Genomic DNA, 23,802 nt, shown 5'->3' with positions numbered 1-23,802 from the left:
TTCTTGCGCTTTGGCTTTCTGCGCTTTGCCTTGGCTGGTGCCTTTGGTTTTTAGCGGTGGCCTTCAGCGATCGCCTTTTCCGTCGCGGAGCGTACGGCCGTCAGGGTCTCGCCCGCGAGGGGGTGGCGGGGCGGGCGGGTGGCGCCGCCGGGGCGGCCCGCCAGGTCCATCGACAGCTTGATCGCCTGCACGAACTCGGTCTTCGAGTCCCAGCGGAGCAGCGAGTGCAGCGACTTGTAGAGCGGCAGCGCGGTCGTCAGGTCGCCCTGGACGGCGGCGTGGTAGAGCTCGGCGCACGACGCCGGGAACGCGTTCGGGTAGCCGGCGATCCAGCCGACCGCGCCGGCCAGCGCCAGCTCCAGGAGCACGTCGTCGGCGCCGATCAGCAGGTCGAGCTCCGGGGCCAGTTCGGCGATCTCGTAGGCGCGTCGGACGTCGCCGCTGAACTCCTTGACGGCCACGATCGTGCCGTCGGCGTGCAGCCGGGAGAGCAGGCGGGGGGTCAGGTCCACCTTGGTGTCGATCGGGTTGTTGTACGCGACGATCGGCAGGCCGGCCTTCGCGACGTCCGCGTAGTGGGCGCGGACGGCCTCCTCGTCGGCGCGGAACGCGTTCGGCGGGAGGAGCAGGACCGAACCGGCGCCCGCCTCGGCCGCCTGCTCGGCCCAGCGGCGGGACTCGGCGCTGCCGTACGCGGCGACGCCCGGCATCACCCGCGCGCCGTCGCCCGCCGCCTCGACCGCGGTGCGGACGACCTGGGCGCGCTCCTCGTCGGTCAGGGTCTGGTACTCGCCGAGCGAGCCGTTGGGGACGACGCCGTCGCAGCCGTTGTCGATGAGCCAGCGGACGTGGGCCCCGTAAGTGTCGAAGTCCACGGAGCGGTCCTCGCGCAGGGGGAGGGCCGTGGCGACCATGATGCCTCGCCAGGGGCGGGTGGGGGTCCAGGTGCCGGTGGTGGGGGTGGTGTTGGTGTTGTTCTCGGTCATTCTTTTCTCCTTTGTAGTGTGTGACATTTTACTGACGGGTGTGGGGTGCCCACAAGAGGGTGCGGGCAATCCGTTCCGCCTGATCAGGCCGGGTCGGTGGGGAGCTCCGTCAGGTGCCGGAGCGGGACCGGGCACGCCAGCGGGCGGCGGTCCGGGGACGCGCCCCCGCCGCACAGCGCCGCCACCGCCGGGCCGCACATCCTGCCCTGGCACCAGCCCATGCCGGCCCGGGTCAGGAGCTTCACCGTACGGGGATCCGACGCGCCCAACTCCGTTGTCGCCTCTCGGATCTCACGTGCCGTCACCTCCTCGCAGCGGCACACGTCCGTGGTCTCGCGCAGCCACTCCGTCCAGCCCTCGCCGGGGCGGTGCGCCGCGCCCATCGCGTCCGCGAAGGACCGCAGGCGGTCCCTCGTGCGGTGCAGGCGGGCCGTCTCTTCGCCGTCCGCCTGTCGGCCCAGGCTCGCCGCGATCGTGTGCGCCGCCAGTTCGCCTTCTGTTATGGCCAGTTGGGCGCCGCCCACGCCGCCCGTCTCGCCCGCCGCCCACAGGCCCGGGACCGAGGTGCGCTGGTCCCGCGTCAGGGCCAGCGCCACCGTGCCGTCCGTCGCCGTCCGGGTCGCGCAGCCCAGGCTCGTCGCCAGCGACAGCTCCGGGACCAGGCCGTGGCCCACCGCGAGCGCGTCGCACGGGATGCGGCGGGCGGTGCCCGGTACGGGGCGCCAGTCGCGGTCCAGGCGGGCGACCGTCACCGCCTCCACGCGGGCCGTGCCGTGCGCCTCGACCACCGCGTGCCGGGTGAGCGGGCGCACGTGGTGGCGGGCCAGGGCGGCGCCGTAGCGGGCGCCCTCGAACAGCTTCGCCGGGTTGCGCAGGAGGGTGGCGGTGCTGCGGGCGTAGCCCGTGTACGCCCCCGCCTCCACGACCGCCGGGACGCGGGCGCCCGCCGACGCCAGGGTCGCCGCCACCGCGAGCAGCAGCGGGCCGCTGCCCGCCACTACGACGCGGCGGCCCGGGAGCACCAGGCCGCTCTTCAGCATCGCCTGGGCGCCGCCCGCGCCGACCACGCCGGGCAGCGTCCAGCCCGGGAAGGGGAGTTGGCGCTCGTAGGCCCCGGTGGCCAGCAGGACCGTGCGCGCGTGCACCGTGACCGGGGCGTCCGCCTGGGTGCGGGCGTGCAGCGTCCAGCCCTCGTTGTTCGGCAGGACCGTCCACACGTGGGTCTCCGCGAGGTGCTCGACCCCCGAGTCACGGAGGCGCTTCTCGCGGGTCGCGAACGCCTGCCAGTCGTGGTGCAGCGCCTGCGGGCGTTCGGCGCGCAGGCCCGGGGCGGGGCTGCGGTAGAACTGCCCGCCGGGGCGGCTCGCCGCGTCCAGGAGGACCACCGTCAGGCCCAGCTCCGCGGCGGTCACGGCGGCGGCGAGGCCCGCGGGGCCCGCCCCGACGATCGCCAGATCAGCAGCCGAGTTCGGCACGGCCGGTTCCCTCCTGGGTGGTGATCGAGTCGTCCGGGTTCGCCGGGACGAGGCAGGCCCTGCGGTTGGGCTCGCCGTTGACGGTGACCAGGCAGTCGAAGCACTGGCCGATGCCGCAGAACACACCCCTCGGCGCGTTCTTTCCCCTGGTCGTGCGCCAGGACATGATCCCCGCGGCCCAGAGGACCGCGGCGATGGTCTGGCCCTCTTCCGCGGGGAGTTCGCGGCCGTCGAAGGTGACGGTGTGCGGGGTGGGGGGCGTGCCGCCCACCAGGTCGCGCGGGGTGGTCATCTCGGTGCTCCGTGGGTGGGGGCGTGGGGGAGGCTGCGGGGGCGGCGTCCGGGACTGCATGATTTACGGCGCGGTCCTGGCCCTGGATGCGTGGCCGTGCTGGTTCCGCGCCACAAATCACGCTTGACGTCCCCGACGCCGCCCCCGCAGCCTCCCCCACTCCCGCCGGTGGGGCGCCTCACACCTCGTCCGGGAACGGGCGGTCCGGGCGGAACGGGGCCGGGTCCAGCAGGGGCTCCCGGCCGGTGAGTTGCGCCGCTATCAGGCTTGCCGTCGCCGGGGCCAGGCCGATGCCCGCGCCCTCGTGGCCGCAGGCGTGGTAGAGGCCCGGGACCCTCGGGTCCGCGCCGATCGCCGGCAGGTGGTCCGGGAGGTACGGGCGGAAGCCGTGGTAGACGCGCTGGACCTCGACGTCGGCCAGGAACGGGAAGAGCGCTCGCGCCTGGGTCGCCAGGCGCCTGAGGGCCTCGGTGGAGAGGGTGCGGTCGAAGCCGACCCGTTCCCTGGTCGCGCCGATCAGGACCGGGCCCGCCGGGGTGCCCTCCACCACCGCGGACGACTGGAGCGACGCCGCGTCGCTGGCCACGTCCGCCACGTAGTCCGCCGCGTACACCTTGTGGCGCACCACCCTCGGCAGCGGCTCCGTCACCAGGACGAAGCCCTTGCGGGGCAGGACCGGGAGCGTGGTGCCCGCCAGGGCCGCCATCTCGCCGCCCCATGTGCCCGCCGCGTTCACCACGGCCGGGGCCAGCAGGTCCCGGCGGGGTGTGCGGATGCCCCGGATGCTGTTGGCGGGGTCCACGAGGATTTCTGTTACCTGTTCGCCCAGGTACGTTGTCGCCTTCGACGCTTCCAGGAGGCGGGCCGCCGCCTTCGCCGGCTGGACCTGTGCGTCCTGGGGGTAGTGGAAGGCGCCCGCCAGGTCCGGGGCCAGGTGCGGCTCGTAGGTGTGGAGGGTGTCGGCGGGGACCTCGGTGTTCCTCACGCCTGCTGTCCGTTGTGCCTCCGCGTAGGCGCGGAGGGCCTTCAGGGTGGTCTCGTCGTGCGCCACGACGAGACCGCCCTTCGGCTCGTACTCGGTGTCCGGCAGTTCGCCGGCCAGCTCGTGCCACAGTCTTGTGGACAGCAGCGCGAGGTCGAGCTCGGGGCCCGCCTCCTTGTCGGAGACGAGCAGGTTTCCTTCCCCCGCACCCGTGGTGCCGCCCGCGACGGGACCGCGGTCGACTACGGCGACGGAGAGGCCGGCGCGGGCCGCGTAGTAGGCGCAGGCTGCTCCGACCACGCCGGCACCGATGATCACGACGTCCAGGGAGTGTCTCTTGGGCACGGCAGTAATATGTCACATTCTTTAGGTGCTGCCCAGACCCTTCCGGGCCTGGGCAGCGGTGGGTTGCGCGATCAGGTGCGGAGCGGGCCTTCGCAGGTGAACGAGGAGGTGCCCGCCACCCGGTTGGACCAGATGTCCACCGGGCCGAAGGAGCAGTTCATGTCGGCCAGGTTGTTCGAGGCCGCGCCGGCCCGGTCGAGGATGAAGTAGTCGACCGTCTCCGACATGTCCTTGAAGACCTGGTCCTGGCTGCCCGCGTCCTTCAGGTTGGCCGTGATCCGGCCCGTACAGACGAAGCGCTTCTTGCCGGGGTCGCCGTTCTCCACGCAGTCGGGGTTGTTGTACGTGGCGGTGGAGAACGCCGCCCGGACGGACGAGGCGGACGTGTCGCGGAGCTGGTCGTTGGCGGTGAAGGTGGTGTTCGGCACGTAGAGCTTGTCGACCTGGGCGATCTGGGTGTCCAGGAAGCGGTCGTAGGCCGCCTGGAGGCCCGGGTCGGCGCTCAGGCGCTCGCGCCAGGCGTCGTAGCCGGCCACGTCGTTGGCGCGCAGGTTCGTGTACATCTCGCGCAGCAGGGACGGGCGCTCGGTCCACAGGAACTCGAAGAACGTGCCCGCGTAGTTGTAGAAGCGGAAGCCGTCGCCGTCGTAGGTGGCGTGCAGGAGCTGGCGGACGCTCATGCGGGGGCCGCCGCCCGCGGTGTCGTTGATGATGCCGCGGACCAGGGACTTGCGGACGGCGATGCCGTTGTCGCGGGTGGCACCGTCGAAGAACTCGGCGGTGCCCTCGTCCATGGCGGTGGTGCGGTCGTTCTGGTACCAGGGGCCCTGGCCGAAGGTGCCGGGGACCGCCCAGCGGCCGTTCAGGTAGTGGGTGTACTCGTGCCGGAACAGCTCTTCCAGGGTCAGGCTGGAGTCCTGCGGGACGCGGCGCTGGTACGTGTAGAAGGTGGCGCCGTTCTCGATGTAGATGCCGCCGTTGTTGGTGCTGTAGCCGGTCAGGACCGGGTGGTAGACCTCGTAGTCGGAACGGGACGCGTACAGGACGATGTTGAGGGTGCTGTTGGTGTCGCCCGCGAGCGGCTGGTCGGTGCCGAGCACGCGGTGGAACTGCGACTTGACCTGCTTGCTGGCGTAGTAGAGCTGGTCGACGGTGGCCCGGTCCAGGGCGGTGCGGACCTTGATGCCGCCGTTGTCGTACGTGTACGTGTTGGGGAAGAGCTTCTTCTCGATGTCGGCCTTGCAGACGCCGTAGGGCGCGCAGGCGTTGTAGTAGTTCAGCCAGGAGACGAGGGAGGCCCACTGGGGGCTGCCGTAGCCGAAGGCGGACTCGACGGAGCCGAGGAGGCCCCCGAGGTCGGCGGAGATGGAGTCCTTCAGGCCGTCGATCTGGCCGAAGCGGCCGTACTCGCTGAGCGCGTCGCGGACCACCCAGGAGTTGGCCGTGCCCTTGAGGTGGGTGTAGCCGGCGAACGCCTTGAAGGCGGCCCGGTAGGCGGGGTCGGCCTTCGCGGCGGCCTGGAAGGCCGCGTCCTGGTTGCCCGGGTAGACGCCCAGGTAGTTGGTGGACAGGGCGGCGAGCGCGGCGCCCGCCCAGTTCGCGTCCTTGTTGGTCGCGGTGTGCGCCGGGTCCATGGTGGCGAGCACCCGGGGGATCAGGCCGAGCTGGTACTGGCGCAGCCCCGGGCCGCTGGCCGCGTAGAGGGCCTCGCGCAGGGTGCGGGCGTTGGCGGCGGTGACGTCGAAGGTGCGGGCGGCGTTGCCGAAGTCGGCTATCGCCCGGCGCATGGCGTCGACGGTCGGGGCGTCCGTCACGTCGATCTCGGAGCGCGAGAAGTCGTGGTACACGACCGCGTGGAGGTACGTGAACATCTCCTCCAGGTTCGAGGAGTTCGTGCCGTCGTGGTTCGCCGCGAGGGACGAGATGCGGCGGGAGACCGCCTGGACGTGGGCGTCCGACATGACGGGGGCCAGGCGGGCGTCCCAGGTCCAGATGAGGCCGCGCAGGCAGACGTCGGCGGTGACGGCCTTGTCCGCGAGGAAGTCGGCGAACTGCTCGGGCGACAGGCGGGTGATGCCGTCCAGGGTGCAGGGCACGCCACTGGCGAGGGTGGGGGCCTCGGCGGTGCGGGCCGTGGCGGCGGTGGCCTTCGCGGTGCTCTTCGCCGCGCCCGGGACGCGGGCCTCGGGGGCGCCGCCCGGGGCGGGGGCCGGGGCGGGCTTGTGGGGCTTCGCGTCGGCGAGGTGGTCGACCTCGTCGAAGGGGTTCGCCGCGGGGGCGGGGGCGGCGGCGAGGGAGGCGGGCACGGCTGCCGGGCGCTGGGGGGCCGGGCTGCCGACTGCCTGGCCCGCGGAGGCGACGAGGGTCACCGCGATCGCGGTGGCGAGGAGGGTGGAACGCACGGCCTTGTGCTGGTTCACCTGGGGACTCCAAGTCGGACGGAAAGTGGGGGTCACACGGCTGGAAAGTCCCTGGCACACAAGGAACTTGACGGAGTACCGTCACCATGTGAGCTGTAACATAGTAATGTGAAATTGCACTGACAAGACCTGTGCACCTGTGAGTTCCCACGAGTTCACGAAGGTGTCGGTCCGGGGCCCGCCGGCGTGCGGCGCCTACGCTCGGCCCGTGAGCGAGGGCGAGCGGTCCGGCGCGGAGCGCGCGATGCTGACGGCGGCCCTGTGCGCCGTCCCCGTACTCAAGCTGTCCTGGACGCTCGGCGGCGGCGAGGCCGCCCGCGAGGCGCTGGACACCATGGGGCCGAAGAACTGGCTCGACATCATGAGCGGCATGTTCCTCTTCGAGCCGCTGCTCTCCACCGTGCTCGGGGTCACCGCCGCCCGCGCCTTCTACCTGTACCTCGGCGAGCGCGGGCGCGGACCCGCCCACCCCGGACGGACGGCAGCCGCCACCGCGGCCTCGGCGGCGATCGTGCCCGCCGCGCTCGGGCTCGTGATCGGCGCGCTCAACGGATGGGACTGGGGCCTGACCGCCGGGATCGCCGGGTATCTGCTGCGCCTCGGTGTGCTGGCCGACCACCGGTCCGGGCGGTACGCGGGCGGCCACCGGCGGAGCCGTGCCGCCGGGCCGCTGCACCGGACCGCCGACCTGGTCTGGGGCACCGGCCTGCTGCTCACCCTGCTCGTCCTGCCGGTGCTCGCGCTGGCCGCCGCGCTCGACGGGCGGTCCTGGGCCGGGACCGTGCGGTGCGACGTGGACACCGGTTCCGGCGTCTCGCGGGCGCGCCTGATCGAGTTCGAGCGGCAGGGCGACGGCGTGGTCGGCTGGGACGTCGCGGACGGCGGGGTCGTCAACGGGTCCCGCTGCGCCTCCGACCCGGACGAGGTGGTCCGCGAGCCCTGGTGGCGCGCCTGAGGCCGGGGGTGCGGCGGTTACCCTGTCCGCTCCGATCACGAGGAGGAACCATGGCGCGGATGCCGTCGGCGGAACGGCGCCGGCAGCTGGTCGAGGCGGCGGTGCGGGCGATGGCCAGGGACGGCGTCGCCCGGACGACGACCCGGTCGATCTGCGCCGAGGCGGGTGTCTCGCTGAGCGTCTTCCACTACTGCTTCGACTCCAAGCAGGCCCTGCTGGAGGCGGCGATCGAGTCGATCACCGACCACTACGTGGCCCGGGTGATGTCGGCGGTCGAGCCGAAGGGGACGCTGCGCGAGACGGTCCGGGGCGCCCTCGGCACGTACTGGGAGCACGTCGCCGCCCACCCGGCCGAGCACATGCTGACGTACGAGCTGACCCAGTACGCGCTGCGCGAGGAGGGCTTCGAGCATCTGGCGCGGGCGCAGTACGAGCAGTACGTGGCCTCGGGGACCACCTTGATAGAGCAGGTCTGCGCGGTGTGCGAGGTCGAGCCGAGGGTGCCGATGCGGCTGCTCGCGCACCTGCTCGCGGCGATGATCGACGGGCTGACCCTGCAGTACCTGGTGCTGGGCGACGAGCGGACCGCGGCGGCGCTGCTGGACGCGACCGCCGACCAGCTGGTGGCGCTGATCGGGGACTGATCTTCCGTCAACAGGTCATTTGACCCGGACTATTGACTCACTCGGCGATCCTCGCGATCCTCTGGCCAGTCGCTGTTACCGCAAGAAACATCCGGCGGCCCAGCCCGGTACACCCCCATGACCGAAGGCATCGCTGACCATGAATCGACCAACAAAGCGCCGAGCGGGCGGGCGGTTCGCCCTCGCCTCGCTGCTCATCGCCCTGGCCACCGTCGTCTTCGGTGCGGGGCCGGTCCCCGCGGCCGACGCCGGTTCGTGGTGGGAACCCACCGCGCGGCCCGCCCCCGACTCCCAGATCAACGTGACGGGCGCCCCCTTCAAGGGCACCGACGCCCAGGGCAAGGTGCGCGGCTTCATCGACGCGCACAACCACCTGATGTCCAACGAGGGCTTCGGCGGCCGGATGATCTGCGGCCAGACCTTCTCGGAGGCGGGTGCCGCCGACGCGCTCAAGGACTGCCCGGAGCACTACCCGGACGGTTCCGGCGCCATCTTCGAGCACCTGACCGGCGGTGACAACGGCAAGCACGACCCGGTCGGCTGGCCCACCTTCAAGGACTGGCCCGCCAACAACTCGCTGAGCCACCAGCAGAACTACTACGCCTGGGTCGAGCGGGCCTGGCGCGGCGGCCAGCGGGTGCTCGTCAACGACCTGGTCACCAACGGGCTGATCTGCTCGCTGCTGCCCCGCGACCGCGGCTGCGACGAGATGGACGCGATCCGCCTGGAGGCCCGCAAGTCGTACGAGATGCAGGCGTACATCGACAAGATGTACGGCGGCCCCGGCAAGGGCTGGTTCCGCATCGTCCTCGACTCCGCCCAGGCCCGCTCGGTCATCGAGCAGGGCAAGCTCGCGGTCGTGCTCGGCGTCGAGACCTCGGAGCCCTTCGGCTGCAAGCAGATCCTGGACGTCGCCCAGTGCGGCAAGGCGGACATCGACAAGGGCCTCGACGAGCTGTACGGGCTCGGCGTGCGCAGCATGTTCCTGTGCCACAAGTTCGACAACGCGCTCTGCGGGGTGCGCTTCGACAGCGGCACCACCGGGGTGGCCGTGAACATCGGGCAGTTCCTGTCCACCGGCACCTTCTGGACCACCGAGAAGTGCGCGGGTCCGCAGCAGGACAACCCGATCGGCCTGGTGGCGCCCGCCGCGATGGCCGAGAAGCTGCCGGCCGGGGTGAGCGTCCCCTCGTACGCCTCGGACGCCAAGTGCAATACGCGCGGGCTCACCAGACTCGGCGAGTACGCGCTGAAGGGCATGATGCAGCGCGGCATGATGCTGGAGCTCGACCACATGAGCGTGAAGGCGGCCGGGCGGGCGCTGGACATGCTGGAGGCCGAGGAGTACCCGGGCGTCATCTCCAGCCACAGCTGGATGGACCTGGACTGGACCGAGCGGGTCTACCGGCTCGGCGGCTTCGTCGCCGAGTACATGCACAACGCCCAGGGCTTCATCGGCGAGGCCGCGCAGAAGGCGGCGCTGCGCCAGAAGTACGGGGTCGGCCTCGGCTACGGCACCGACATGAACGGCGTCGGCGGCTGGCCGGGCCCGGTCGGGGCGGACGCCCCGAACGCGGTGAAGTACCCCTTCCGCAGCTTCGACGGCGGCTCGGTCATCGACCGGCAGGTCACCGGCGAGCGCACCTGGGACCTCAACCTCGACGGCGCCGCGCACAACGGCCTGGTGCCCGACTGGGTCGAGCAGATCCGGCTCACCCCGGGCGGCCCCGGGGTCGTGGACGAGCTGTCGCGGGGCGCGGAGACGTACCTGACCACCTGGAAGAAGACCGAGAAGCACGAGCTCGGCGTCAACCTGGCGGCGGGCCGGCCGGCCTCGGCCTCCACCACCCAGTGGTGGAACCCCTTCGTCAACTTCTCCCCCGCGCACACCGTCGACGGCGACACCGGGACCCGCTGGGCCAGCGAGTGGTCGGACGACCAGTGGCTCCAGGTGGACCTGGGCGAGGTGCGCCGGGTCGGCCGGGTCACCCTCGACTGGGAGTCGGCCTACGGGCGGGCGTACCGGATCGAGCTGTCCGAGGACGGCGCGAACTGGAAGAGCGCCTGGTCCACGGAGGCCGGTGACGGCGGCTACGACACGGCCGAGTTCGCCTCCCAGCCGGCCCGCTACGTGCGGGTGCAGGGGGTCAAGCGCGGGACGCAGTGGGGCTATTCGCTCTACGAGCTGACGGTCAGCCGGTCGTAGACCGCGCGTCGTACGGGGAGGGGCCCGCCGGACGTTCCGGCGGGCCCCTTCGCGTGCGGCCTCGGCGGCGCGTGGGCTCGGAGACGCGCGGGCTGGGTGGTGCGCGGGCTGGGTGGTGCGCGGGCTGGGTGGTGCGCGGGCTGGGTGGTGCGCGGCCTCGGAGGTGCGTGGCCCGCTGCGCCGCCGCCGGGGCCTTCGCCCCCGCGCACAGAGCCCCCACAGCCTCTTCACCGTCCGCGCAAAACGGCCGGGGGACCCCCTGTCGGCCGGTTCTCGCTCCGGCAGAATGCGGCCATGGGGCGGATTCGGGCGCGGAAGGGCGTGGTCGTGCAGGTGGGGTCCATGGTGGGGGATCGATTACGGGCGTTACGGCACTCGACCGTGGCGGGATCCGGCCTCCAACGCGCGCAGTCCTTCCTCATTCTGGCCACCCTGCTCTACCGGGCGAGCCACCTCACCGTCGGCGTCGCCGCCGTCGCCCAGCACCGGCAGGGCCACCCCGTGCAGTTCCTCGGGCTCGCCGCCGCCCTCGGGCTGAGCCTGCTGCTCTTCGGCGCGGCGCTCGGCCGCGGCTGGTTCGACCCCCGGCACGTCTGGGCCGACGTCCTGGTCGTCGGCTGTCTGCTGCCCTTCGCGCTGTACGCCTGGGGCGGCGTCCGCGAGACCCCCGCGCTCGGCTGGGCCATGCTGCTCGGCGGCTCCTCCAGCGGCGTGGTGTCCGTGGCGCTCCCCCGGCTCCAGGCGCTCACCGCGCTGGTCCTGCTCGTCGTGACCCATCTCATCGGCTACGAACTGGTGGGCGCCAGCCGGGCCGTCCTCGGCGGGCACGTCAACTCGCTGCTCTCCTCGGCCGTGATGACCTGGGTCTTCTGGTGGTACCTGCGCCGCCAGGGCCGGATGCTCGACGAGGCCAACGCCCGCGCGCTCGCCGCCGAGACCCAGAAGGCCCGGTACGCCGAACGCCTCCAGCACCACCGGGCGCTGCACGACACCGTCCTGGCCACCCTCACCGCCCTCGCCGCCGGCGGCATCGACGCCAACGCGCCCGAGGTGCGGGAGCGGTGCGCCAAGGAGGCCGCCTATCTGCGCCGGCTGATCCAGCAGACCGCCGACGAGACGCACCACCCGGAGCTGGGCGCCGCCCTGGAGGAGGCCGTCGGCTCCGCCGAGAGCCTGCGGCTGCGGGTCACCGCCCAGTACCACGCGCTGCCCCCGGTGCCGCCCGAGGTCGCCGCCGCCTTCGCCGACGCCGCCCGCGAGGCCCTCAACAACGTACGGCGGCACGCCGGGACCGGACACGCCTGGCTCACCGCGACCGCCGCCCCCGACGGGCCCGGCGGCGCCGTCGTCACCGTCGTCGACCGGGGGCCCGGCTTCGACCCCGGCGCCGCGCCGCCGGGACTCGGGCTGCGCCGCTCGGTGCGCGAGCGGATGGCCGAGGTCGGCGGGCGCGCCACCGTCGACACCGCCCCCGGCGAGGGCGTACGGGTGGAGCTGAGATGGCCCGGGTGATCACCGTCGGTGTCGTCGACGACGACCGGATGCTCCTCGACGGGATGCGGTCCTGGCTCGGCGGGGTCCCCGAACTGCGGGTGCTCGCGATGGCGGCGACCGTCGGGGAGCTGCTCGCCGGACCGGCCGGGCCTCCCGGGCCGCCCGGGCCGCCCGACGTCGTCCTGCTGGACCTGCTGCTCCGGGACGGCTCCGCGCCCGCCGACAACATCCGGCGGGTGCTGCGCTCCGGCAGCCGGGTCCTGGTGATCAGCACCGTCCCGGACCGCGCCCGGGTCATCGAGGCGCTGCGGGCCGGGGCCGACGGCTACCTCACCAAGGACAACGACCTGCCGACGCTGGTCGCCGCGATCAAGGACGTGGCGGCCGGACACGGCGCCCACTCCCCCGAACTGGCCTTCGCCTGCGCGCACGACGACGGCCCGGCGCGGCCGAGGCTCTCGCCGAGAGAACGTCAGGTCCTGGTCGATTACGCCTCCGGGATGACCCTGAAGTCGGCCGCCCGCCGCGCCGGGATCACCGTGCACACCGCCAAGGACTACCTGGACCGGGTGAAGGCCAAATACCAGCAGGCGGGCCGCCCCGCCTACACGAAGATCGACCTCGCCGAGCGGGTCCGCGAGGACCGCATCGACGGGTCCTGACCACGGGCGGAGCCCCCGCAAGCCCCCCAAACGGCGGGCTGCTGGGGGCACCCGCCCGCTTCCTATCGTCAAGAGCCCGGCGCACGCGGCCGTCGCCCCGTCCGCCGCCCTCCTCCTCCCCCACGCCCAAAGGAGAGGCAGATGACGAACCCCTGCGCCTGTACCGCCCCGGCCCGGGACCGCGTCCCGCACGACGAGGGGCCGTTCGTGGGCCGGGGGCCCGAGACGGAACGCGTCACGGCCGCCCTCGCGGCGGCCCGCGGCGGCCGGGGCGGGGCGGTCGTCGTCACCGGCGAACCGGGGGTCGGCAAGACCCGGTTCGCCACCGAGGCGCTCGCCGCCGCCCGCGCGGCCGGCATGGTCACCGCCCGGGGCCGCGCGGGCACCGTCGGCCCGGCCGTCCCGTACCGGCCGCTGGTGGAGGCGCTGCTCGCGCTCTGCCGGGCCGAGCCCGGGTCCGGGCACGGACCCGGGCCCGATCCCGAGCCCGCGCGTGCCGAACTCGGCCGTTACGGAGCGGTCCTGGCCCGGCTCCTCGCCGGACCGGCGGAACCGATGGGTCCGATGGACGCGTTGGACCCGATGGACGCGTTGGACCCGATGGGCTCGATGGAGCCGGTGGGCGCGATGGGGCCGGTGGGCGCGATGGGCGCGATGGGCCAGATCGCGACGATGGACCCCGCCGACGCTACGGACCTGGCGGACCCGGCCGCCCCGGCCGCCCCCGCCGTGTCGCCGTTGCCGGTCGCCGAGGCGGTGCTGCGGCTGATCGCGGTCGTCGGGCGGCGGCGCGGCTGTCTGCTGGTCCTGGACGACCTGCACGAGGCCGACCCCGGCACCCTCGCCGTCGTCGAATACCTCCTCGACAACCTGGGGCAGTTGCCCGTCGTGCTGCTGCTCACCGTCGGCCGGGAACCCTGTGGGGCGCACGCTCTCGCCGCCCGCGCCCGGCAGGACGGCCTCGCCGCCGTCGTCGACCTCGCCCCGCTCGGCCACTCGGCGGTCCGCCGGCTGCTGGCGGCCGAACTGGGCGTCGCGCCCGAAGAGGTGAGCCCTGTGCTCGTCCGGCGCGCGGCGGCCGACGGCGCGGGCCTGCCCTTCGCCGTCCGGGAGCTGGTGCACGGCCTCGGCGGCATCGCGCAGAACCTGCGGCTGCGGGCCGCCCGGCTCGGCCCGCGCGGCGAGGAGCTGCTGAGCCTCGCCGCGCTCCTCGGCCCCCGCTTCCCGCTGCCGGTGCTGCGCCGGGCGGCCGGCCTCCCGCAGGACGAGCTGACGGCGCTGCTGGGCGCTGCGGCCACCGCCTGTCTGCTGGTGCCCGACGGCCCCGGCAGCGACGGGTACGCCTTCCGCTATCCGCTGGCCGCCGAGGCGCTGCGGGACACCCTCGGGCCCGTCGAGCACGCCGGATACGCGCGCCGCGCCGCCGCCGCGCTCGGCGCCCTGCACCCTCGGCTGCCCGGCTCCTGGTGCGTGCGCGCGGCGGAGCTCCACGAGCGCGCGGGCGACCGGGCCGAGGCGGTCCGCCTGTACACGGAGGCGGCCCGGCGGGCGGGCGCCGAGGGCGCGCCCGACCTGGCACTGAAGCTGCTGGTCCGGGCGCACCGCCGGTCCGATCCGGGCGCCGCCCCCGAGCTGCACACGACGGTCCTGGAACGGCTGCTGGACGCGGCCGGCGGCTCGGGCCTGCTCGACCGGCTGCCTCCGGCGGCGCTCCCGGGACGGCCGGGCGCGGACGGCGGGCCCGGGTGGCAGCCGGGGCCCTCGGTGCCGCCGGAGCGGCGCGCGGGGCTGCACGCCCGGTCCGCCGAGATCCTGGCGCTGGCCGGGCGGCCGGCGGAGGGGCTGCGGGAGCTCGACCGGGCGCGGCGGCTGCTCGCGGGGCGGGACGACGCGGCGGCGTCGGCCCGCGTCGAACTCGCGGGAGCCCTCCTCGAACCGGCCCGCCTCGCGCCCGAACGGCTGGTCACCGCCGAGGAGTCGGCGCGGCGGGCGGTGGCCGCCGCCCGGGCGGCGGGGCTGCCGGAGGTGGCGGGGCGGGCGCTGGTCGCGCGGGCCCGGCTGTTGCGGGGGCGGGACGAAGCGGCCGCGGTGGCCGGCTTCGAGGAGGCGCGGCTGCTCGCCGAGGCGCACGGCCTGCCGGGGGTGCGGCTCGCCGCCGAGCTCGGGCTGGCCCGGGTGGAGGCGGCCCGCGAGGGGCGGACCGGCGCGGTGGAGCGGGTGCGGGCCGAGGCGCTGCGGGCGGGGCTGCTGCCGGTCGCGCACGAGGCGGGGCTCGTACTGGCGCTGGACCTGGTGCGGCGCGGGGCGTTCGACGCGGCCGGGGAGCTGGTCCGCGAGGGGATCGCCGAGGCGGAGCGGTGCGGCCTGGGCCGGGTGCTGGCGCGGTGGCGGCTGCTCGACGCGGTGCGGTGGGCGCAGCGCGGGCGGCGGGCCGAGATGGAGGCGGCGCTGGGGCGGCTGGCCCCGCTGGCGGACGCGGCGCCGGGGCTGCGGCCGGTGGCGTACGGGATGGCGCGGGCGTTCTGCTCGCTGCTGGAGGAGGACCACGAGGGCGCGGAGCGGGAGTTCGCGCGGGCCCTGGCGTACGACGGGGAGAATCCGGCGACGGCGGACTTCGGCCGGCACGGGATCGTGCTGCTGCTGGGGGTGCTGGCGGGCCGGCTGGGGCGGCGGCACCACGCGGGGGTGCTGGCGGCGAGCGCGGCCGGGGAGCGCGGGAACCGGGTGTTCGTGGGCCTGGCGCACGCGGTGCTGCTGGGCCGGGAGGGCGCGGCCGGGGAGGCGTCGGCCGCCGCGGCGGAGGCGCTGGAGGCCGCGGGCCCGTACCGCCAGGCCCGGCGGCTGGGGATGCGGCTGGTGGCCCGCGCGGCGTACGAGGACGGCTGGGGGGCGCCGGTGGAGTGGCTGCGGGAGGCGGAGGAGTACTTCCACGGTGCCGGGCTGCCCGCTCCGGCGGGGGCCTGCCGGGCGCTGCTGCGCGGGATGGGCGCGCCGGTGCGGCAGCGTCGTTCGGGGGCGGACCGGGTGCCGCCGGTGCTGCGCCGCTGCGGGATCACGGTGCGGGAGTTCGAGGTGGCGCGGCTGCTGGCGGAGCGGTTCGGGAACCGGGACATCGCGGGGCGGCTGCACATCTCGCCCCGCACGGTGGAGAAGCACGTGTCCAGCCTCCTCCAGAAGACGGGGCATCCGACCCGGGCGGCGTTCGCCTCGGCGGCGCGGGAGCTGGTGGGCGGTCCGGTGTAGGGACCCGGGGGCCGTGCGGGGAGGGATCCGCCCGGCCCCCGGGTGGTCAGGCGGGGGTCCCGGCGGCGCGCGGGATCCCGGCGGGGGCGGTCAGGTCGACCACCCGGTCGAAGAGGAGGTCGAGGTCGTCGTCGCCCTGGTGGACGACGAGCAGGGCCCGGTCGGCGGTGCGTTCCCGCAGCAGGTTCAGGACGTGGGCGCGGTCGGGGTCGTCGAGGTCGGCGAGGGGTTCGTCGGCGAGGTAGACGTCGGCGTCCTCGGCGAGGAGGGCGGCGACGCCGAGCCGTCGGCGCTGGTCCGGGGAGAGCGCGGCGGGAAGCCGGTCGGCGAGTCCGTCGAGGCCCAGGGCGGTGCGCAGCCGGGGGTCGGCGACGAGCGCGCGGACCGGGAGCGGGGGCAGGCGGACCGGGGAGGTGAGGCTGGCGACGCGGGGCGGCCGGGTGATCTCGCCTCGGTCGGGGGCGAGGGTGCCGTCGACGATGTGCAGCAGGGTGGTCTTGCCGCAGCCGCGGGGGCCGCGGAGCAGGACCCGTTCGCCGGGGCGGAGGCCGAAGTCGGGGAGCGCCACGGTGGTGTCGGGGCGGGCGTCGTAGCGGACGCGGGCGCCGCGTACCAGGACCAGGGTGCCCTCGTCGTGGTACGGGGCGGGGGCGGCGGTGCGCAGGGTCTCGACGCGGTCGAGGACGGCGTTCTCGTGCGGGGGCCTCGGGAGTGCGCCGACGAGGGCGGCGAGCGCGGTGACGGCTCCCCGCAGCGCGTGCGCGAAGGCGAGGAAGCCGCCGAAGGACAGCCGGCCGCCGAGGACGAGCAGGGCGCCGACGGCGAGGGCCGAGGTGTCGGGGAGGTTCGCGGTGAGGCCGCCGAGGGTCCGCCCCCGCCGGGCGCGGCGGTGGTGGGCGTAGTCGAGGGCGAGGAAGCCGCGCAGGGCGTCCCGGTGGGCGGTGCGCGCCCCGGGCAGCAGGGAGCGGAGCCCGCGCAGGGCGTGGAAGGACTCCAGGGTGCGGGTGAGGGTGTCGACGTACCGGGCCTCGGCCTCGCGCTCGGGGCCGGTGCGCGCCGCGGCGCGGCGGGCGAGCCGTCCGCCGGCCAGGACCAGCGGCGGGACGACCGCCGGCAGGAGGAGCGCGGCCGGCCAGCAGAGGTGGAGCAGGACGCCGAGGGAGGCGACGGCGGCGCAGCCCTGGCGGGCGGCGCCGATGCGGGCGCCGACGGCGGGCAGGACGCCCGCGCGGACGTCGTCGTGGACGCGCCCGACGTAGGAGGCGGCGCCCCGCTCGGCGATCCCGCGCCCGTCGAGGGCGAGGGCGCGGCCGAGGAGTTCGGTCTCCAGGGCGAGCACGAGGGCGTTCTCGAAGCGCCTCCGCCACAGGGCGACGGCGTGCCCGGTGAGGTGGAGGGCGAGGCCGAGGAGCAGGTAGCAGCCGCCGATGAGGAGGAAGCGGCGGAGGTCGGCGGTGAGGACGGCCCGGTCGAACAGGGCCATGAGGAAGAGGGGGTGGAGCAGGGCCTCGGCGCCGCCGAGGAGGGCTTCGGCGGCGAGGACGCCGGTGAAGGGGCGCCGGTGTCCTCGCAGGGTGTGCCAGAGCCGCCGCTTCACCGGCCGGTCCCGCCGGTCCCGTCGGTCCCGCCATTCCCCTCGGCCTCGTCGCATTCATCGCGTACATCGCGCACATCGCGCACATCGAGTACGTCTCGTTCATCGAGTACGTCTCGTTCGTCGAGTACGTCGAGCTCGTCGAGGAAGAAGTCTGCGGGGCCGCCGTGGTTGGCGCGGTGCAGGACCCGCAGGACGCCGGAGGATCCGGTGAGGTAGTCGGTGGAGCAGCGCAGCAGGCCCTCGCCGGGGACGGCGAGCGGGGTGACGCCGGGGCGGCGCGGGACGCCGAAGCGGGCGGCGGGTTCGAAGAGGAACATCCGGCGCACGAAGTCGAGCTGGCGCAGGGCGGTTTCGCGGTAGGAGGCGTCGCCGGTGATCCGGGCGGCGTCCAGGAGGGCGTCGGCGATGCCGCTCATGCCGAAGGAGTAGCCGGGGAGCGCGGAGTGGCCGACGTCGAGGGCGCGCAGGACGGTCCGGGCCGCGTCGAGGTCTCCGTAACGGAGCAGTACTTGGGCCACTCCGGCGGAGCCGACCTCGATGTACGGCTCCATGGTGCCCTCGTGTTCGAACATGACGAGGTCGCTGTCGGGCACGGGCGTGGCGTGGGCCATCTCCCAGTCGAGGGCGGCGCGGCCGAGGGCGCGGTAGTGGGACTCGCCGGTGACCTGGTGCATCCGGAGCAGGAAGAGGGCGACGCCGGCCTGGCCGAAGCCGAGGCCGGTGAGCGGGCCCTCTTCGGAGAAGTCGTTGAGCCAGTAGGCGTGCCGGCCGTCGTGGTGGACGGTGTCCAGCAGGACGCGGGCGCAGTCCTTGGCGGCGGCGAGGTCGCGGGGGTCGCCGGCGCGCAGGTAGAAGCGCAGGTTGGTCATGCCGATGCCGGACAGGCCGTAGTAGAAGGTGTGGTCGGCGGTCTCGGGGGCGCGCCGGTTGGCGTGGCCGAGGAGGGCGCGGCCCTGGCGGCGCATCCCGAGGGACTCGGCGGCCCAGGCGATGCCGGCGAGTCCGCTCATCAGGCCGTCGGGGTAGGCGTCCAGGTCGATGGCGGTGAGCGCGCCGCGCAGCCAGTCGTGCCAGGCGGGGCGGACGGTGACGCCGGAGGCGTTCAGGGCCCAGAGGACGCCGGAGGCGCCGAAGCCGAGGCTGAGGGGGTTGGTCACGTGGGCGAAGGGGTCGACGGGGAAGAGAGTGGCGCGGACGGGGTCGGCGACGGCCTCGACGAAGGCGGCGACGCCGGTCTCGGCGGTGCGCAGGGCGGCGGGGTCGACGAGGGGGCGGGGGCGGTCGCGGCGGACTCCGGCGAGCAGGGCGGTCTCCTGGGCGTCGAGGGCGGCGACGACGTCGGAGAGCCCGACGCGGGCGGCGGCGAGGTCGGTGACGAGCCGGTGGACGGGCGCGGGCCAGCCGAGGCCGTCGAAGACCACCCGGTAGGTGTCGAGGACGTCCTCGCGCAGGGCGGACAGGGCGGCGACGGGAAAGGCGAGGTAGGCCATGGTGGCGGCCAGGGCGTAGAGGTCGCCTTCGACCCCGGCGGGTCTGGGGCCGGGGCCGGGGCGGCTGAAGCCGGGGGTGTGGAGCTCGACGGGCCGGGTGAGGGCGGCGCCGCCGGTGGCGGACGCGGATCCGGTGCCGGACCCGGTGCCTGATCCGGTGGCACCCCCGATGCCTGATCCGGTGCCTGATCCGCTGTTCTCGCCGGTGGCGCCGGTGGCGTCGACGAGCCGGCAGGTCTCCAGGTCGACGATGGTCACGTCGTACGTGTCGGGGTCGATGAGCAGGTTGGCCGGGCTGAGGTCGCCGAGGACGACGCCGCGGGCGTGGGCGGCGTCGACGGCGCGGGCGAGGCCGCGGAAGACGGTGAGGAAGACGCGCAGGAAGGCGCGGGAGCGCTCGGGGTCGAAGCCGGGGCGGACGAGCGGGTTGTGGGCGAGGAGGACGGAGCGCAGGTCGGCGCGGTCGACGAACTCCTCGGCGATGTAGTGGTGTTCGCGGTGCCGGAAGCGGGCGATGGGGTCGGGGAAGGCGGCGACGTCGGACAGCCGCTCCAGGAAGTTCCATTCGCGGCCGAGGATGTCGACGGCGTCGTAGTCGAGGCGGAGGTTGGGGTTGGTGTGCGGGCGGGCCTCCTTGAGGACGACGGCGCGGTCGCCGTCCAGGGTGTCCTCGGCGGTGTACACGCCGCCGCTGTTGGTGAGGTGGAGGGCGCCGGTGACGCGGAAGCGGCCGCCGAGGAGGCCCTCCCCCTCGGTCTCCTCGGCGGGCTTCCAGTCGGGGAACGGCCACGGCACCCACCAGGGGTGGATGTTGCCGGGCCGCCGGTCGTCGGTCTCCGGCCGGCCGTCGGGTCCGACGAGGTGCGGGACCCGGCGGCCGAGCACGTCCACCGTGTGGGCGGTGAGGAACTGGCCGTAGCGGAAGGAGAGCGCCTTGCTGTCGCGATATCGCAGATCGGACAGCACGTACGCGCCCTCCGCGCCCTCCAGGAGTCGGGCCAGGTCGGCGAGGCACGTCCTGAACTCGTCCTCGTCGCGCGGGTATACGGTGAGCAGTTTGCCGCCGCTGCCGCGGTCCATGGCCTTGGAGTTGAGCATCTCGAAGACGTCGAGGTCGAGCGCGATCTTGAAGTCGATCCCCCGGGAGACGAGGTGGCCGATCGCCGTGGCCGCTACCTCCCGCACCTGGCGGTGCCGGGAGGACACGTGGATCTTCCAGCCCTGCTGCGGGAGAGCGGGGTCGTGCCGATGGCTCCACCAGATGCCGCTGCGGACGAAACGGGCCCGCGTCCGCTCGTCGAGTCCGGCGAGGAAATGGTCCTTCCGGGGCTCGTGGTGCGTGTCGAGCGGATCGAAGAAGAGGGAGTCGTTCCGTACGTAGAGGAAGCGGTGGACCCGTCGTTGGTCGCGCATGTCAGCCTCTGAGGTCGTCGAGGTCGCCGCCGACGGCAGCTGCGGGGCGAGTGCGCCGCGGCGGTCCGGGCGGGGGCGTGGGGCGCCCTCGCCGGGACGGTGCCGGGGCCGAGGATGACTGAGGATGCCTAGGGCGGGACGCTCATGCCGTCTCCTCCGGGTCGGGTGCGCGTGGTCGGCGCGCACCGGGGCGGCTTTCCGTGCCGTTCGGCGCCGAGCGACATGCGCAAGTCAACACGAGCCGTCCGGTGCGCACATGGGAGCTGCCACCCCATAATCCGGTCGCGGATCCGCCGCGAAAGATGGGGGTGCGGGTGTGACGGGACAGGCGGGAGGGCCGGTGGAGATGGGAGATACGGGAGGGCCGGTCAGCTCCCGCAGGTGTCCAGCATCCGGCCGAGCGTGGCCTTCTCCTGGGGCGTCACGGTGAGCCCGTAGACCGACTTGACCTCGGTCCAGGAGCGGGCGTACGCGCACCAGTAGGAGCGCGCCGGGGGCTGCCACTCGTCGGGGCCCTGGTCGCCCTTGGAGCGGTTGGAGACGGCCGAGACGGCGAGGAGCTGGGGGTGGGTGAGGTCGTTGGCGAACGCCTTGCGCTTCTCCTGGGTCCACTTGGCCGCGCCGGAGCGCCAGGCGTTGGCGAGCGGGACCGTGTGGTCGATGTCGAGGCCCGACGCCTTGGTGAAGGTCTTGCCGTCGTAGACGCTGGTCCAGGTGCCGGAGACGGCCTTGCACTGCGCGTCGCGGCGCACGTCGGCGCCGTCGCGGGCGAGGACGGTCTCGCGGGTGTTGCAGTTGGCGCCCTGTTCGGCCCAGTGCGGGAAGCGGTCGCGGCTGTAGCCGGTCATCGGTCCCTCGGGCGCGACCTTGAGGGCGGCGAGCCGGGTGCGGGCCGCGGCGGCGCTCGGGACGCCGGGGAGGGTGCCGGCGGCCGGGGGCTTGGCGTCGCCGGACGGGGTGCGAGGCGCGGATGCCGTGGGCTTTCCCTTGGCGTCGCCGGAGGCGCCGCCGCTCCCCTGGCCCGCGCAGCCCGTGATCGCGAGCAGCGCCGCCGCGACCGCCGCCGAACCCGCTATGTACACACGCTTCTGACGCCCCATGAGCGAAATCTTCCCCTTCGTCCTTCATCGGTACGCCTGGCAGCGTACGACGTGGGGGCCGCGGCACGGTGCCGCGGCCCACACGGGGCGTCAGGCGGGGTACCTGACGTCGGGTGTGTAGGTGGCGCCGGTGAGGCAGTCGCGGATCTCGTGGCGGGGTGCCGCCGTGCCGGTCCAGCGGAGGAACGAGGTGGCGTCGGCGCCGGTGGACTTGGCCATGTCGATGAAGCGGCAGCCGTCGTAGAGCACCTTGCCGGCGGTGGTCGGCGTGCTGCCGGTGCTCACCCGGTGGGAGCCCATCAGGGCGCAGTCGGTGTAGCGGACCATGGGGCCGCTGTTGCCGATGGCGTCGAAGGCGTACGTGTGGGCCACGGCGCCGTTGGTCCACGCCTGGTGGCTGACGGCGGTGTCGTCGCAGGACACGAAGGTGATGGTGCCCTTGTGCCAGCGCGAGTCGATGACCTTCTGGTCGGCGTTGTGCAGCTCGAAGCGGACGCCCTGGACGTAGAGGCGGGCGACGGAGTCGGCGCGGGTGGTGGCCTCGGAGCCGAGCTGGAAGAAGGTGCCGGGGGCGACGGGGTCGGTCAGGATGTAGGAGCCGCCGGTGAAGTTCATGGAGCCGCCCCGGTTGTTCTTCACGAACACCCCGGACTTGAACTCGACCTTGCAGTCGCGGAACCAGAAGTTGAGGAACTGGTCCTGCTGGGTGGCCGTCGGCTTCATCCCCATGACGAGGAACGCCTCGGAGTAGCTGCCGCCGATCTGGCAGTGGTCCCAGCCCATCTCGCTGTTGAGGTCGGACTCGGGCAGGGAGTGGTCGGGCGAGTCGACGGGCCCGTCGAGCCCGATGCCGCGCTTCCAGCTGCCGCGCCACTCGACGTCGGTGTACCAGGTGTCCTGGACGCCGTAGCCGCCGTCGGTGGAGTAGGCGTAGCAGAAGCTGGAGGTGGGGTTATTGCTGGTGAAGGTGAGTCCGGAGATCCGGATGTTCTTGTAGCGGCGGTAGTTGGTCCACAGGGTGGTGTCGTCCGTGGTGGGCGCGTACACGATCCGGGAGAGCCGCTTGCCGTAGCCGGTGATCGAGAGGCCGTCGACGATGCCGCCGTTGCCCTTGCCGTCGATGCCGGGCAGCAGCGAGTCGGGCTGGGTCAGCAGGTAGTTGCCGGGCGGGATCACCAGGACCTTCTTCGGGATCGCCCCGGAGATCGGGCCGCCCTGGAACGAGGCGAGCACCTCGGCGGCGGCGGCGCGGAAGGCGGTGTCGCTGGGTGTGGCGCCGGTCGGGTCGGCGCCCTTGCTGATGACGTCGACGCTGTACGGGTCGTCGCCCGCGCCCGCGGCGTACGCGGGGGTGGCCCCCATCGTCACGGCTCCGGCGGCGACGCCGATGCCCGCGGTCGCCATCCCCCGCATGACGGAACGTCTGTCCATGTTTCCGGTCATTGACTGCCCCCAAGTGTCACGATCGTCCGAAAGAAGACACATCCGATCATGGCGCTGGTGCGGGTGCAAGGCAGTTCCGGCCCGCCGCCCGTAGGGTGCCGGAATGATCGTCGTTCCCCGGGAGTTCGCCCGCGCCACCGTCGCCCGCGAGGGCGGCGCGGGCGCGGCCTGGATCGCCCGCCTGCCGGCCGTCGTCGACGCCTCGCTGGAGCGGTGGGACTGCGTGCCGGACGGCGCGGTGCTGCACGGCGGCGTGGGCGTGATCGTGCCGGTGCGGCGCCGCTCCGGGGAGCCCGCCGTCCTGAAGGTGTCCTTCCCGCACCCCGGCAACACGCACGAACCGGACGCCTTCACCGTGTGGGCCGGCCGGGGCGCGGTCCGCCTGTACGCGCGCGACGACGCGAGCTTCGCGATGCTCCTGGAGCGGGCCGAGCCGACGACCCTGGAGGCGCTGGGCGACCCGGACGAGACGGCCCGGGTGGCGGGCGCGCTCGGGCGCAGGCTCGCCGTGCCCGCGCCGGCCGGGCTGCCGAGGCTGAGCGAGCGGGCCGGGGAGTGGGAGGAGGAGCTGCGGCGGGACACCAGGGAGCTGACGCACACGATGCCGGACCGGGTGGTGGGCGCCGCGCTGGCCACCGTACGGGAGTTGGCGCGGGCGCAGCCGGACACCCTGGTCCACGGCGACCTGCACGCGCGGAACGTGCTGCGGGCGGAGCGCGAGCCGTGGCTGGCGGTGGACCCCAAGGGCTGCGCGGGCGATCCGGCGTACGACGGGGGCACGTTCCTCAAGACGCGCGCCCTGCACCTGCTCGGCCTCGCCGATCCGCGCGCCGCCGCGTTCCGGACGCTGGCCGTCTACGCGGAGGCCGCCGGGCTCGACCGGGAGCGGGTCCGGCGGTGGGCCCAACTCCTGGTGGTGCAGGTGGCGTTCTGGGGGCGGCGGCACGGGCTGCGGGTCGCGCGGGGCGGGCCGGAGCGGGACGGGCTGATGCTGTTCGCCGACCGGCTCGCGGAGGCCCTCACGGACCCGGAGTAGCCCGGCCCGGGCCCTTCGG

The 23,802-nt window shown here is 74.2% G+C and carries 16 protein-coding genes; 7 read left to right on the top strand and 9 right to left on the bottom strand.

Annotation, left to right across the window (positions count from 1 at the left end; genetic code table 11):
- Positions 1–50: 50 nt before the first annotated feature.
- The 5 genes from AB0C99_RS05860 to AB0C99_RS05840 all read right to left on the bottom strand — a co-directional run bounded on the left by AB0C99_RS05860 (position 51) and on the right by AB0C99_RS05840 (position 6,500).
- Complete coding sequence (locus AB0C99_RS05860) at positions 51–986, bottom strand: dihydrodipicolinate synthase family protein (protein ID WP_362469850.1); 936 nt, start codon at positions 984–986, stop codon at positions 51–53.
- 83 nt (positions 987–1,069) lie between these two features.
- Entirely contained in the window at positions 1,070–2,461 is a 1,392-nt protein-coding gene (locus AB0C99_RS05855) for an FAD-dependent oxidoreductase (RefSeq protein ID WP_362469847.1), read from the bottom strand.
- Positions 2,442–2,753: a (2Fe-2S)-binding protein gene (locus AB0C99_RS05850; RefSeq protein WP_362469844.1), complete on the bottom strand. Its 312-nt coding sequence runs from the start codon at positions 2,751–2,753 to the stop codon at positions 2,442–2,444. Before AB0C99_RS05850 ends, AB0C99_RS05855 begins: the two co-directional genes overlap by 20 nt.
- A gap of 178 nt (positions 2,754–2,931) precedes the next feature.
- A complete protein-coding gene (locus tag AB0C99_RS05845; RefSeq protein WP_362469841.1) occupies positions 2,932–4,080 on the bottom strand; it encodes an FAD-dependent oxidoreductase in 1,149 nt (382 codons plus the stop codon).
- A 71-nt stretch (positions 4,081–4,151) separates the two neighbouring features.
- Entirely contained in the window at positions 4,152–6,500 is a 2,349-nt protein-coding gene (locus AB0C99_RS05840) for a collagenase (protein ID WP_362469838.1), read from the bottom strand.
- Between the two features lie 208 nt (positions 6,501–6,708).
- Between AB0C99_RS05840 and AB0C99_RS05835 the strand changes: the two genes are divergently transcribed.
- The 6 genes from AB0C99_RS05835 (at position 6,709) to AB0C99_RS05810 (ending at position 15,704) form a co-directional block, all read left to right on the top strand.
- Entirely contained in the window at positions 6,709–7,455 is a 747-nt protein-coding gene (locus AB0C99_RS05835) for a hypothetical protein (RefSeq protein ID WP_362469835.1), read from the top strand.
- Between the two features lie 50 nt (positions 7,456–7,505).
- Complete coding sequence (locus AB0C99_RS05830; protein ID WP_362469832.1) at positions 7,506–8,099, top strand: TetR/AcrR family transcriptional regulator; 594 nt, start codon at positions 7,506–7,508, stop codon at positions 8,097–8,099.
- 139 nt (positions 8,100–8,238) lie between these two features.
- Positions 8,239–10,305 (top strand): discoidin domain-containing protein, encoded by a 2,067-nt coding sequence (locus tag AB0C99_RS05825; RefSeq protein ID WP_362469829.1) that lies wholly within the window; start codon positions 8,239–8,241, stop codon positions 10,303–10,305.
- A gap of 381 nt (positions 10,306–10,686) precedes the next feature.
- Complete coding sequence (locus AB0C99_RS05820) at positions 10,687–11,817, top strand: ATP-binding protein (RefSeq protein WP_362469826.1); 1,131 nt, start codon at positions 10,687–10,689, stop codon at positions 11,815–11,817.
- The gene (locus AB0C99_RS05815; protein ID WP_362469823.1) at positions 11,805–12,461 is read left to right on the top strand and encodes a response regulator; all 657 of its coding nucleotides are present in this window, start codon (positions 11,805–11,807) and stop codon (positions 12,459–12,461) included. Before AB0C99_RS05820 ends, AB0C99_RS05815 begins: the two co-directional genes overlap by 13 nt.
- A 141-nt stretch (positions 12,462–12,602) precedes the next feature.
- Positions 12,603–15,704, top strand: coding sequence for an AAA family ATPase (locus AB0C99_RS05810; RefSeq protein ID WP_362469820.1), 3,102 nt, complete (start codon positions 12,603–12,605; stop codon positions 15,702–15,704).
- A gap of 46 nt (positions 15,705–15,750) precedes the next feature.
- Here AB0C99_RS05810 and AB0C99_RS05805 read toward each other — a convergent pair whose 3' ends face one another.
- The 4 genes from AB0C99_RS05805 to AB0C99_RS05790 form a co-directional block, all read right to left on the bottom strand.
- Positions 15,751–17,301 carry an ATP-binding cassette domain-containing protein gene (locus tag AB0C99_RS05805; protein WP_362469817.1) on the bottom strand — a complete coding sequence of 517 codons (1,551 nt, stop codon included), beginning with the start codon at positions 17,299–17,301 and terminating at the stop codon, positions 15,751–15,753.
- On the bottom strand, positions 17,298–20,204 hold the full coding sequence (locus AB0C99_RS05800) for a lanthionine synthetase LanC family protein (protein ID WP_362469814.1): 2,907 nt from the start codon (positions 20,202–20,204) through the stop codon (positions 17,298–17,300). Before AB0C99_RS05800 ends, AB0C99_RS05805 begins: the two co-directional genes overlap by 4 nt.
- 368 nt (positions 20,205–20,572) lie before the next feature.
- A complete protein-coding gene (locus AB0C99_RS05795; RefSeq protein ID WP_362469811.1) occupies positions 20,573–21,304 on the bottom strand; it encodes a DUF1524 domain-containing protein in 732 nt (243 codons plus the stop codon).
- 90 nt (positions 21,305–21,394) lie between these two features.
- On the bottom strand, positions 21,395–22,735 hold the full coding sequence (locus tag AB0C99_RS05790; protein ID WP_362469808.1) for a hypothetical protein: 1,341 nt from the start codon (positions 22,733–22,735) through the stop codon (positions 21,395–21,397).
- A gap of 115 nt (positions 22,736–22,850) precedes the next feature.
- On the opposite strand from AB0C99_RS05790, the gene AB0C99_RS05785 reads away from it, so the two are divergent.
- A complete protein-coding gene (locus AB0C99_RS05785; RefSeq protein ID WP_362469805.1) occupies positions 22,851–23,783 on the top strand; it encodes an aminoglycoside phosphotransferase family protein in 933 nt (310 codons plus the stop codon).
- Positions 23,784–23,802 lie beyond the last annotated feature (19 nt).

Source organism: Streptomyces sp. NPDC048659 (assembly GCF_040650575.1).
Lineage (GTDB): Bacteria > Actinomycetota > Actinomycetes > Streptomycetales > Streptomycetaceae > Streptomyces.
The sequence above is the reverse complement of the archived record's forward strand: the minus strand, read 5'-3'. Positions and strand labels throughout refer to the sequence as shown.